The 12,312-nt window shown below is 64.6% G+C and carries 12 protein-coding genes; 4 read left to right on the forward strand and 8 right to left on the reverse strand.

Going from position 1 to position 12,312, the window contains the following annotated elements; genetic code table 11:
• The 6 genes from A2J02_RS24990 to A2J02_RS25015 form a co-directional block, all read right to left on the reverse strand.
• Window positions 1–1,368, reverse strand: a 1,368-nt coding sequence (locus tag A2J02_RS24990; protein ID WP_068055125.1) for an ABC transporter permease subunit, incomplete at its 3' end; no start/stop codon positions are given.
• 38 nt (window positions 1,369–1,406) lie between these two features.
• Entirely contained in the window at window positions 1,407–2,651 is a 1,245-nt protein-coding gene (locus tag A2J02_RS24995; RefSeq protein WP_068055127.1) for an acyl-CoA dehydrogenase family protein, read from the reverse strand.
• Window positions 2,652–2,698: 47 nt separating this feature from the next.
• On the reverse strand, window positions 2,699–4,030 hold the full coding sequence (locus A2J02_RS25000; protein ID WP_068282911.1) for an ABC transporter substrate-binding protein: 1,332 nt from the start codon (window positions 4,028–4,030) through the stop codon (window positions 2,699–2,701).
• A 178-nt stretch (window positions 4,031–4,208) separates the two neighbouring features.
• Window positions 4,209–4,976, reverse strand: a complete 768-nt coding sequence (locus A2J02_RS25005) for a dienelactone hydrolase family protein (RefSeq protein WP_231893786.1) — start codon at window positions 4,974–4,976, stop codon at window positions 4,209–4,211.
• A gap of 33 nt (window positions 4,977–5,009) precedes the next feature.
• On the reverse strand, window positions 5,010–5,465 hold the full coding sequence (locus A2J02_RS25010; RefSeq protein WP_068055139.1) for a VOC family protein: 456 nt from the start codon (window positions 5,463–5,465) through the stop codon (window positions 5,010–5,012).
• A 47-nt stretch (window positions 5,466–5,512) separates the two neighbouring features.
• Window positions 5,513–7,150, reverse strand: coding sequence for an FAD-dependent monooxygenase (locus A2J02_RS25015; RefSeq protein ID WP_082898740.1), 1,638 nt, complete (start codon window positions 7,148–7,150; stop codon window positions 5,513–5,515).
• A 350-nt stretch (window positions 7,151–7,500) separates the two neighbouring features.
• Between A2J02_RS25015 and A2J02_RS25020 the strand changes: the two genes are divergently transcribed.
• Window positions 7,501–8,448: a formylglycine-generating enzyme family protein gene (locus A2J02_RS25020; protein ID WP_068055142.1), complete on the forward strand. Its 948-nt coding sequence runs from the start codon at window positions 7,501–7,503 to the stop codon at window positions 8,446–8,448.
• Between the two features lie 200 nt (window positions 8,449–8,648).
• Window positions 8,649–10,112, forward strand: a complete 1,464-nt coding sequence (yczR, locus tag A2J02_RS25025) for an aminotransferase-like domain-containing protein (protein WP_068055148.1) — start codon at window positions 8,649–8,651, stop codon at window positions 10,110–10,112.
• Window positions 10,113–10,240: 128 nt separating this feature from the next.
• On the opposite strand, the gene A2J02_RS25030 is transcribed toward yczR, so the two are convergent.
• Together A2J02_RS25030 and A2J02_RS25035 are read right to left on the reverse strand one after the other, a co-directional pair.
• Entirely contained in the window at window positions 10,241–10,690 is a 450-nt protein-coding gene (locus tag A2J02_RS25030; RefSeq protein WP_068055150.1) for a YdeI/OmpD-associated family protein, read from the reverse strand.
• A 112-nt stretch (window positions 10,691–10,802) separates the two neighbouring features.
• Window positions 10,803–11,270 carry an SRPBCC family protein gene (locus A2J02_RS25035; RefSeq protein WP_068055158.1) on the reverse strand — a complete coding sequence of 156 codons (468 nt, stop codon included), beginning with the start codon at window positions 11,268–11,270 and terminating at the stop codon, window positions 10,803–10,805.
• A gap of 99 nt (window positions 11,271–11,369) precedes the next feature.
• On the opposite strand from A2J02_RS25035, the gene A2J02_RS25040 reads away from it, so the two are divergent.
• Both A2J02_RS25040 and A2J02_RS25045 read left to right on the forward strand, forming a co-directional pair.
• Window positions 11,370–11,978, forward strand: a complete 609-nt coding sequence (locus A2J02_RS25040; protein ID WP_068055153.1) for a ClpP family protease — start codon at window positions 11,370–11,372, stop codon at window positions 11,976–11,978.
• On the forward strand, window positions 11,975–12,312 hold a 338-nt coding region (locus tag A2J02_RS25045; RefSeq protein WP_197478132.1), incomplete at its 3' end, for a ClpP family protease. The genes A2J02_RS25040 and A2J02_RS25045, both read left to right, overlap by 4 nt.

Below are 12,312 nucleotides of genomic sequence, written 5' to 3' on the forward strand. Positions count from 1 at the left end.
CGTGGGTGAGGCCACGGGTGCGCCGGTCTGACCGCCACCCCATTCGGAGTTGGCGAACACGAATTGTTCGATGGCCACGGCCGCGGCGAGGGTCACCACCACCAGGGTCACTCCGCGCACTCTCAGGGCCGCGGCTCCGATTCCCACGCCCAGTGCGGTCGCCACGAGAACGGCGATGATCGGGGCGGCCGGGAAGCCGAGACCGAATTCGGTGCCGAGCCGCGAGACTGCGAACGCGGCGAATCCGGCGAGCGCGAGTTGCACCACCGACAGCTGCCCGACGTATCCCATGATGACGATGAACGACAGGCACAGGACGGTCGCGACCAGGCCGGTGGTGATGGCCTGACGTAGGTCCGAGGGGAGGACGAGCAGTGCGATCGCTCCGACGACGAAGACGGGGCCGACGCGGCGCAGCAGGTGCTCCTGGCGGGGTACCGCCGGGAGCGAGCGTCCGACGAATTCGCCGCGCTGCGGCAGTGTCGAACCCTTCCACCACAGTGCGATGACGATCAGCAGGAACTCTGTGAGCTGCTGCAACCCGGGTGGAGTGATTCCGTCCTGCGTCGGGAACCAGTCCATGGTCGAGGCGTAGGACAGCAATGACTCGGCCATGCCGATGAGAAGTCCCGCTGCGCAGGCGATCCAGATGGAGCTGAACCCGGCGAACAGCGCAGCGGCCAGGGCGGGGATCACCAGCAGCGGCAGCGTCGAGGCGCTGACTCCGACGATGGAGGCGGCCAGGATGCCCACGAAGCCGGCCGTGACATAGGCGAGTACGGAGTTGGCCAGCGAAATCGACGACGGCGACAACCCGGCCAGGACGGCCGAACGCTCGCTCTCGGACGCCGCACGGGTCGCGATACCGAAGCGGGTGAAGCGGTAAAGCGCGGCAAGCGCCGCCGAGATCACGACGACCACTGCGGCCAGAATCAGCTGTGCCACCGGCACTGTCACACCGCCGACCTGCACGACCGAGTCTGTCAACACGGCGGGGCTGTTCAGCGGAGCGGTACCGAACACGAGCTGCACCACTGCTTGGAGCAGCAGCAGTACTCCGATGGACGCGACGAGTTTGGCGAGCGGCGAGGCGGATCTGAGCGGCTTGACGGCTGCGAACTCGACCATGACCGCGAGCAGTGCCATCGCGAGCAGCGTGACGACTATCGCTGCGGGAGTGGTCAATGCGGGGGCGAAGAACCCGGTGCGCAGGGACCAGAAGAGGTAGCCGGCGACCATGACCACGGCACCGGCCGCGATGTTGATCGTTCCGCTACCGCGCCAGCTGAGTACGACGCCGACCGCGATCATCGCGATCAGTGCGCCGGTACCCAACCCGAGCAGAGCGAACAGGAAGACGGTATCCATGCGCTACGCCCGCCCGAGTCGAATCGAGGGCCCGGCCATCACGCGAGCGGTGCCGGCGAGAGATCGAAGTGCTCCTGGGCGAACATCTGCGCGAAGGTCTCCCACTGCAGGCCCACATTGGTTCGCGCCGTGGACATGTCGCGGTAGTAACGCTGCATGCGTGAGCCGTTTCGGCCGCCTTCGCTGGTTCCCGAGGTACGGAACAGCAACTCGACGGCTTCCCAGGCGAGGTTGACGGCGTGGTGGGTGCTGGCGTTGATGTTCATCAGGTCCTCGGGCTCGAACTCGCCGCCGTCCTGTACCGACGACGCGCACAGCTCGGAGTAGTGCTGGCTCATCTTCACCAGGATGTCCTCGGCCGCACGGATCTTGCCGGCCGCGACGCCCCAGTAGCGCTGGAAATCCGGGGACGTGAAGCGCGGAAGTGGGTTGGGGCCCATGGTCTTCTTGGTCCGCAGGATGCGCTCGTACTCGTCGAGCGCGGCCCAGGCGCAGCCCACCAGTACCGAGGTGATCTCGAGCTGCAGGTAGCCCATGGGATGGCCTGCGTACATCGGATTGCCGTGCAGCTCGTAACCGGGAGTCTTCAGTCCGCCACGGAACTGCAGCAGGCTGCCGCGCACCACGTTCTCCTCCGGCACCGCGGTGCCGGAGACGGTGATGCTGTTCGAGCCGCTGCCGCGCATACCGAACGCGCGCTCTTTCCAATCGTCCTGCAGGATCCAGCCGTTGCGCGGAACGAGAGCCAATCCCTGGCCGGTCTTCTCGCCGCCCTCGACGAGCCGCACCGCAAGAATGGCGTGGGTCGAGTAGGGCGATCCCGAGCAGTAGTCCCAGGTTCCGTCGACGCTCCAGCGACCGTCGTCCTGCAGCGTCGCGGTGCCCATCGGCACGCCGCGCATCGGGGCTGCGAAGTCCCCGCCGGGTCCGATCGCCTCGGCTTGCGCCTTCTCGTCGAACAATCCGCCGATCTGCAGTCCGTGGCCGGACGCAAGGCACAGGCACCAGCCCGAACCCGGGCAGCCGCGGGCGATTTCGATGATCATCCTGACGAACGAGGTGACGTCGTACTCGAGCCCACCGAAACGCTGCGGGAGCAAGGTGCGGTAGAAGCCGGCCTCCTTGAACAGTTCGTGCGTCTCGGGCGAGTAGGTGCCGCGAGCGTCCGTCGAATCCTGTTCTGCGAGCAGGTGATCACGGAACGATCGTGCTCGCTCGATGAGGACTTCCGGACTCGACGCGGGGCTGGAATGTTCGACGGTGTCGTTGGCTACAGCGGTCATGATGGTCTTCTTTCTCGAGAGTGTGGGGGCTGTCGGAGATCGATGTGTCAGGAGCCCGATGGTTCGAGCCAGTCGGTGAGCGCGGTGTACGAGCCGTTGCCGGTGTATTCGAAGACTCGAGTCTGGGCACCGCACAGGCCCGGCTCGGCGGTGTTCGCGCCACAGGCGACGGTGGCGCTACCCAACAGCAGCGGGCCGGTGAAGGACTTCGCCTGTTCGGCGATCGCCGGCGCGGTTGCTTCGGAACCGCCTGCAGCATTGAGGAATCGGGTCGCTGTGGCGACCAGCCCCCATGCGAGGGCGGCGTCGGGAGTGGCCTGGGACGTCTCGGACAGTCCGGCGGTCGTCGAGGCGTCGATGTACGACTGGACGTCGGGCTGGCTCATGTCGGCGACGTTGGTCTGGGTGGAGATCTGCTGCCACTTCGGTGCGTCACCGCCGAGTCCCTGGGCCACCTGGTCGGTGAAGCAGAAGGAGCCGGCTCCGATGATGGGGGCCGTCACGGCCAGCGTGTCGAGGGCCTTGGCCGCGGCCACGCAGGTCGGCGGAGTGGAGACGAGCGGCACGATGGCGTCGGCGTCCGATGCCCCCGAGGCCACTGCGGCGGCGGTGAGGTTGGTGGTCGACGGGTCGAAGCCGACGGCCTTGACCTCGATACCGACCGAGTCCAGTGCAGTCTGCAGAACCTTTGCGCCGTCAGCACTTTGAGCGTTCTGCGGGTAGATCAGCGCCACCGACTTCGCGCCGACCACGGTGTCCAGGTAGGTCGTCAGTCCACGGAAGATCGACGACGGGTTGCCGTTGTAGATGAAGACGTTGTCGCTCTGAGCGTCGGTGGAGCTGATGGAGTTGGCCATCAGGATCGGCTTCTGCCCCTTGTTGACCGCCAGGAACGACTGATTGCCGGTGATGGTCGAGCCGAACAGCACGGTCCGAACTTCCGGATCGTTGACCAGTTGCAGGCCGCAACTGTTGCCGTCCTGCTCGTTCTCGACGACGAAGCACGTCTCGAGCTTCAGTGGATGTCCGTCGATACCGCCGAGGTTCTCGTTCACGTACTTCACGGCGGCCTCGGCACCGTCGGTGGCGGCCGGGAATCCGAGGGCACCGCCCTGCTGATTGACCCATCCGATGGTGACGGGTTCGAGGCTCTGATCGGCTGCGCCTGCGGTTCCTCCGGTGTAGTCGACCAGGTCGGTGACAGCCGACGTGTTGGTCTGGTCCGTGGCTACCGACGTCGAGCCGCCGGTGGCAGTGCCGGTCGGTGATGCCGCTTCGGCGGCGCAGCCGGCGAGTACGGCCGACATGGTTGCCGCGATGACCATCAACTTCGCGGACTTCGACCCGACCCTGGTGGGACGGGAGGGAGTGAGAGACATTGGGGTTCTTCCTTCGAGAGCGCGTGCGGGGTGCTCACGCGGTCTCGTGGACTACTCGCGTGGCCTTCGTGGAATGCGATTCCGAGGTACGGAATCGAGACTAGCCATGTGAGGGCCATCACACAACCCTCAGTTCCTTCGGGTTTTCTGTGCGTTTCGACCCTCGCCTGAAAATCGATCAGGATGCGTCGGACTGCAGGTGCACATCGAAGAAGGCGAAGACCTTCTTCCAGCCGTCCACCGCCTGTGCCTGCTGGTAATGCGGATGGTCGGTAGCGAAGAACCCATGTCCCGCACCGTCGTAACGATGGAACTCGAAATCCTTGCCGAGCCTGGTCAGCTCACGTTCGATGTCGTCGACCTGCGTCGGATCCGGATTGGTGTCGTCGTTGCCGAAGATCCCCAACAACGGAGCCGACATGTCCGGAGCCCGATGAATGACTCCCCGCGACGGGGCGTTCGGCTTCGTCGGATCGGGAGCCTGCGGCACGATGCTTCCACCCCAGCAGTCGACGGCGGCGTCCAACGCCGGTACGTCGCACGCCGCGAGGAAGGCCTGCCGTCCGCCGGAGCAGAATCCGATCACCCCGGCCTTACCGTTGGAGCCGGGCTGCGACTTCACGTAGTCGGTGGCCCCGGCGATGTCGCCCATCACCTGGTCGTTGGGCATGGCCTTTCCCAATCCCTCGGCCCGGGCCGCCGCAGCGACCTCGGCCCAGTGACCGGGACCGCGGCGGTGATAGAGATTCGGCGCGAGCGCCGCGTATCCGCACTCGGCGAACCGTCGGACCACCTCTTTGCACCAGAAGTCGAGCCCGGGTGCGTGGTGCAGCACGACGACGCTGCCCACCGGCTCGGCAGCGGTCGGTCGAGCCGAATAGCCCTCGATGCGGTCGCCGTTGTGGCCGGTGAACGCCACCACCTCGGCGATCATTCCTTCTTTCAACGCTCTTCTCCTCCGCGGTCCCGGCCGGGTTTCCTACGCCGCGACCATCTCGTCGAGGCGGCTGCGCAACTCCTCCTCCGACAGCGAGAGATCGATGGGCTCGCTGAACGGCTGCGGCCATTCGATTCCGGTGTGCCAGTACACCTCCACTCGGTTTCCCTCGGGGTCACGGAAGTAGCAACCGAGCGCATTGCCGTGATTGCTGATGTGGTCGATGTCGTACTTGCGCTCCACGATCTGGGCATAGAACGCACGCAGGTCGGCAAGCGAATCGACGACGAACGAGAGCTGCTGCGGATCGGTGTGGCGCTCGAGGTTCTTCGCGAGCAGGATCTCGTGGTGCTCCTCCGACGGCCGCGAACTGAGAAAGACGCGGCGTTCGTCGCGGTCGGTGACGGTCATTCCGAGGAAGGTCGAGTAGAACTCCATCATGATCTCGGGGTCGGCGACGAACAGTCCGACGTGGCCTAGACGGGTGACTTTGGGCATGAGAGTGAGCCTTTCGTTGTTGGGAGTTGCGGTTTCGGTGTGGCTGTTCAGGCGAAAGACACTGACCCCGTGACGACATCGAGCAGATGATCGAGATCGTCGGGTAGTGCGTCGCCGCGCCACGCGACATGGTGATCCGAGCGGATCAATGTTGCGCTGGCGGAATACAATTCACCCAGATCGGTGAGGTCGGGGTCCTCGACGGTGAGGATCTGCAGTGGCACGTTGCGTTCTGCAGCTGCGTCGGTGAGAGCGCCATGATCGACGTCGCCGAGAACGAGGAGCGTGAAGCCGTTCCCCAGGTGGTCGTACAGCGACGAGCCGTCCGCGAGCCAGTGATGCGGTGCGCGATTTCCGGGGTACGAGGACGGTACGTAGTCCTCGAAAGACGGTGCGGACTGGTCGGTTCCGTCGCGGTAGATGATGGGTGACGACGAGTAGCGGTAGCCGAGCTGGCCGCCCATCCTCTTGAACTGACGGGCCTTCTGAATTTGGATATCCTCGGCCACCTGGGCGCGGATCGCTTCGCCGACGGGGCCGTCGTCCTCGATGCCGTCGCGCACCAGTTCGCGTGAACCCACGGCCTGATTGCTCTCGCAACCGGCGAGAATGAAGCGCGCTGCTTCACCGCGTTCGATGCTGTAGCTCGGGAGCATCAGTGGGCCGCCCCAACCGTCGAGCAGCGCGGCGAGTTTCCAACCCAGGTCGGCAGCATCACCGATACCGATGTTCATGCCGAATCCGCCCATCGGCGAGACCATGTGGGCCGAGTCGCCGGCCAGCAGTACGCGGCCGAAGTCGAAGCGCGGTGCCTGGATCGAGTGGGTGATGAAAGTGCCGCCCGCGAGCGGTTCGACCTCGAACTCTTCACCGATCGCACGAAAGAGCATGGCGCGGCACGCTTCCCAGTCGTCACCGTCGACGTCCTCGGGTACGGGCGAGCAGAAGTAGGCCCAGTGATCGGTGCCCGACTGCGGAACCAGACTGTCGCCGGCGCGGTCCTCGTTGTAGAACAGCAACATCGAGGCCATCGGAGTGGCCTTCCAGTGCTCGGCCAGTGCCGGAGCCTTGATGTGCCACAGGAAGCTGCGCGCGAGGTTGGGATGACCCTCCATTCGGACGTTGAGGCCGTCACGACGGAGTCGGCTGCGACTGCCCTCGGAGACCACCATGTACTGCGCCAGCAGTGTCTGTTCACCGTCCGGGGTGGCGACGGTGACGGTCACCCCGTGGTCGTCCTGCTCGAATTTCTTCACCTCGTTCTCGAAGCGGAGATCGATCAGCGGAAGGGACTTCACGCGGTCCCGCAGCGTCCTCTCGATCGCCTCGTTCGGGGCCCATTCCGCAACCTCGGATGCGATGGGCAGCCGCTCCGACCACTCGTATGCGCGAGGGAATCTCAAGACCTCGTGGCCGGTCAGACGGGTCACGAAGGCCACGTCACGATAGACCAACGGGCTCACAGGATCGTTGTCGCGCAATGCATCTGCGATGCCCCAGCGTCGGAAGTGCTCCATGGAGCGAACGTTGGTCATGTTGGCGCGTGCGACGATTCGTTCCTCCTCCGAACGCTTCTCGAACAGCACGCTCGGGATACCGCGAAGGGCGAGATCGATGGCCAACGCCATACCCACCGGCCCCGCACCCGAGATTGCGACGGGTACTTCGTTGGAACGAGATGCCACTGTCCACTCCTCTGAATTCCATGAACGATTCCATCTGATGGAATGTGTTTCCAAGATAACAGCGGGTTTGAGAAGTGGCAAGCATCACGTTTCGCTACTGGCGAGTACTGCGGCTGCGAGCTGGGGTGTCGCGGGCGCGCCCCGATCTCGCTGGCCGGCTCCCGATCCCGCAAACGCGCGCGCATTCGTCATACGCGCGCAAATTCGTGACGCGAAACCACTCGCGTTCAGCGAACGCGCACGCGTTTGCGAGGACTCAGGGGGTGCACAGACGAGGCGAAGGTCGACCGACGCCGTTCAATTCCGTGATGGCGCAATGGCATTCCCCATCGATGTGTACGATCACCGCCATGACTGCCCCACCATTCCCTCGTATGCAGTGGGTGCCCGGCGGCCGGTTTCGGATGGGATCGGATTGGCCCGACTATCCCGAGGAAGCGCCCGTTCACGAGGTGAGTGTCGAGGGGTTCTGGGCGGATGAGACGCCGGTGACCGTCACGCAGTTCAGTCGGTTCGTCAAAGCCACCGGGTACGTGACGGTGGCCGAGCGGCCGATGGATCCGGCGGACTATCCGGATGCGGATCCAACGCGTCTGGTGCCGAGTTCTCTGGTGTTCACCCCGACGCAGGGCCCGGTGGATCTGACGAATTGGCAGGGCTGGTGGCGGCTGATTCCGGGCGCGAACTGGGCGCATCCGGAGGGCCCGGGGTCCGGTATCGATGGACGCGAATTGCATCCGGTCACGCATGTGAGCTGGGAGGACGTGAACGCTTACGCCCAGTGGGCGGGCAAGGAACTACCCACCGAGGCCGAGTGGGAACGGGCGGCTCGCGGCGGGTTGAACGGCGCGGCCTACGCGTGGGGAGACCAACTGGCACCGATGGGTACCCAGTTGGCCAACTACTGGATCGGGGAGTTTCCCTGGCAGAACCTCAAACCGGTCGCCGATCGTAGGACCACGGCCGTGCGCTCGTATCCACCCAACGGCTACGGCTTGTACGACGTCACCGGAAACGTGTGGGAGTGGACGGCGGATTTCTACCGCACCGATCACAGCGAAACCGCCACCCACGCCTGCTGCGGACCCGCGATCGATCCGCGGGTCGCGTCGGCCGCGGGCAGCCACGATCCCGCCGGGACCATCTCGCGTCGGGTCATCAAGGGCGGGTCCCATCTGTGCGCCGAGAACTATTGCCGCCGTTATCGTCCCGCTGCTCGACAAGCGCAACCCGTCGACTCCGGCATGTCCCACATCGGGTTTCGCTGCATCGCCAGAGGCTCTGCACCGACTCGCTGAGCCGGAACGAGCGTCAGTCGGACTGAACACGACTCCGCGGCGGCCCGGCAGGCCCGCTTCTTCCGCCCTCGTGCAGAGCGACCACAGTCCACCCTGCACCCACCATGGACAGGACCAATACGGCTCCAATTGCGATCATGTGACCACAATGGACTGCTTTTACTCCGAATAATGCAGTCCAGTGTGCGAGAGTGGCATGCATGGACTCGTTCGACGCCTCCGCCATCACGGCCCGGGATCTGGCCGCACGGATCGACCCAGCAACGTTGCGGAACCGATCCGGTGGTCCGCTCTACCTCGAGATCGCCGACGAGTTGCGGCGGTTGATCGAGAACGGTGAGGTGTCGGCCCAGACGCGTTTGCCTGCCGAGCGGGCGTTGTCGATCAGCTTGGACGTCAGTCGGGTGACGGTCGCATCGGCATACCGGCACCTGCGCGAGGGTGGGTGGATCAGCGCCCAGCGAGGCTCGGGTACCTACGTGTCGCCGACGGGTTCGATGCCGTCGTGGGGTTCACTGGCCGGCGACCGAGAGACTGCGAATCTGGAATTCGTCAACGCCTCCCCGTCGGCATCGCCGCTGTTGTCCGACGCGTACGGTGTTGCGGCAGAGAAGATTCGAGATCGTTTCACCTTGGGCGGGTACGCTCCGTCCGGTCTGTTCGAGCTCCGAGAGTCCATCGCCGCGTACTACCGAGGGCGCGGAGTGCCGACCACCGCCGACAACATCCTCGTCACCTCCGGTGCCACCGACGCCATCCACGCTGTGTTGGCGACGTTCACCGAGCCCGGGGACCGCGTATTGGTGGAGCACCCGACGTATCCGGGTGTCGTCGAACTCGTCCACTCCCTCGGCGGTCGTTGCATCCCGGTGCCCATCGATCCGGACAACACCGACCAGTTCGTGGCTGCCGCCGACAGGTCCGCGCGGCAGAGTGCACCGACGTTGGCGTATTTCATGCCCGACTTCTCCAATCCGTCGGGTGCCCGACTCCCCCTGAGCACACGCCGACAGCTGTCCGCCACCATGCACCGCCACGGCGTACTGACCATCGTCGACGAGGTTGCAGCCGATCTGTCTCTCGACGGTTCACCGGATATCGAGCCCTTCGGAGCCGCCACTCCGGACGTGGCGACCGTGATCATCGGGTCCACGAGCAAGACGGTGTGGGGCGGGCTGCGAGTCGGGTGGGTTCGCGCCGAAGCCGGTCTGTTGGCGCGGGTCGCCGCAACCTATGCGCGACGCCAACTTTCGGTCTCGATCATCGATCAACTGGCGGCAATCGAGTTGTTGGGTAAGTACGACGAGGTGCGACGAGTCCGTGCGGAGGCGTCGAGGACGGCCCGCGATCACACCGTCACATTGATGCGTGATCATCTGCCGGGCTGGCACTTTCGAGTTCCCGACGGCGGCCTGGCACTGTGGTGTTCCCTACCCGACGGCATTCGATCCAGCCATCTCGTCGCCGACGCCCAGTCGCAGGGACTGCTGCTGGCACCCGGACTGAGATTCGGAACGGGGTACGCCTTCGACGATCGACAGCGCATTCCGTTCACCCGTTCACTGTCCGACATCACCTCGGCGATCAAGATCCTCACTCGCCTGTCGTCGGAGAACACCCCGACGCCGGCCATCGCTTCCAGCACACCTGCTGCGGTGGTGTGAGCCCCGACGGCCATCGCAAACGCGCGCGCGTTCGCGAGACGCTCGCAAATTGGTCACCTGGTCGCTAGCGGGATCGCGCGCACCTGACGAATGCGCACGCTTTTGCAACGTCACAGGGCCGGCAGCACTCAGGGCCGCAGGGACTGGACGATTGCCGTGATACGCCACTCGCGAGTGTCGTCCCGTTTCGCGTCGGCGACAGACCTTGCGTGTTCCTTTCGCGTCGACGGTGCCAGCGCATCGAACGCTGCTCGGACAGCCGGATCCGCGTCCAAGGCTGTCGCCAGCGCCGCCGGAACCTCGATCACCTGCGGCTGGTCGTCCAACTCGATCGTCACGTCGACGGTGTCTCCGGCCTCGACTCCGAGTGTGGCGCGAACGCTCTTGTTGAGTCCGAGCAAATTCTCGCCACCCATTCGGCCGATGCGCCCACGCACCGTCTGACCACCGATCGTGAACCGAACTGGCGGCGTTTTGGTGGAACCGAGGGACGCGACCTGCTCGTCAGTGAGCACAATGGCCGCTGCCGGGCCTCGTGATTCGAGAACCGTGGACATCCGCAGAACCGTCGCTGCCATGCGGACAGGCTATCGGTCACAGGTGCGCTCAGTGTCCACAATTCGCGCCGAGACGCGGGATTCCGTCATCGGCCTTGAACAGTGGACAGTCAGCGCACCTGGCCGACAGTAATCAGGCTTCGGCTTCCACGATTCGCTTGATTGCAGCCAGGGTGCGAGGGATGCCGTCGAGGGCCGCCTGGCTACGAGTGTCGATTTCCTTCTGCGCGTCGTCGCCGAACTTGCTGTGGAAGAAGGCGATGCCGTCGGGCAGGAAGTTCCAGTTCTCGGTCAGTCGTGTTCCGCCATCGACCGTTTCGAGGGTGTAGCCCCAGCGAACGAAGTTGTCGCCCACCACCCAGGCGAACTCGCGACCCGGGTCGGCTACGGCGGCCGTCGACACGGTCTCCCACGTGCGACCGGGCACCACATTGCGGCCGGTGAAGGTCGATCCGACGCCACCGCCGTCGGCCTCGTTCCACCAGCACTCCTGGCAGATCGGGCTCCATTCGCCTGTTCGGGTGATGTCGGAGACAACGGCGTACACGTCGTCGACAGACGCAGCGACGACGACGGATTCGGAGAACTCGAGTGCAGTCATCTCTCCATTGTCCATCTGGCACCCGCGAAGCTGTGAGCAGACCCGCTGCCTACAGCAGAACTATTGGCATGCAATCGAATTGGGACTCACACTCGAACCATGAGCGAAACGCCACGAATGTTCCCACCCGAACTCCGCAACCAACTCCTTCGTCATCGAGTCCTGGTGCTCGACGGCCCCCTCGACGACGACAACGGCACGGTCCTCACCACCCATTTGTTGACATTGGCCGCCGACAACTCCTCGGCCGACATCGCTCTGTGGATTCACTCCCCCGGCGGATCGGTTCCCGCGATGCTCGCGATCCGCGATGTGATGCGGCTGGTGCCGTGCGACGTGTCGACGCTTGCACTCGGGTTGGCTTGCAGCGCGGGTCAATTCCTGCGGTCCTCCGGTACTCGCGGCAAGCGATATGCCCTGCCGCATTCGCGAATACTGATGCATCAGGGATCCGCCGGCATCGGTGGGTCGGCAGTCGAAGTGGAAGTACAGGCCAACGATCTGCGTCATACCCGAGATACCGTGCTCGGGCTCATTGCCGACGACACCGGACAAACACGCGAGCAGATCTTCGACGACTCTCTGCACGACCGTTGGTTCACCGCGGAAGCAGCCCTCCAGTACGGGTTCGTCGACGCGATCGTGGACTCGTTCGATCAGGTCATGCCTGCGCGACGGGCATCGTTCGGAATGGAGTTGGCCCGATGAGCACGTACACGATTCCCAATGTCATCACCCGAGATTCGCGCGGAGAACGCGTCGTCGACGTCTATTCGCATCTGCTCAGTGAGCGCATCGTCTATCTCGGTACCGGTATCGACGCAGGGGTCGCGAATGCGATGATCGCGCAGCTGCTGCATCTGGAGGCCGACTCCCCCGACCAGGAAATTTCGATGTACATCAACTGCGAGGGCGGCGACACCGCTGCCATGCTCGCAATCTACGACACGATGCAATTCATCGGATCACCCATTGCCACAACATGTGTGGGTCAAGCTGTGGCAGCAGGTGCAGTACTACTCGCTGCCGGCGCACCGGGACG

Source organism: Rhodococcus sp. EPR-147 (genome assembly GCF_001647185.1).
Lineage (GTDB): Bacteria > Actinomycetota > Actinomycetes > Mycobacteriales > Mycobacteriaceae > Rhodococcoides.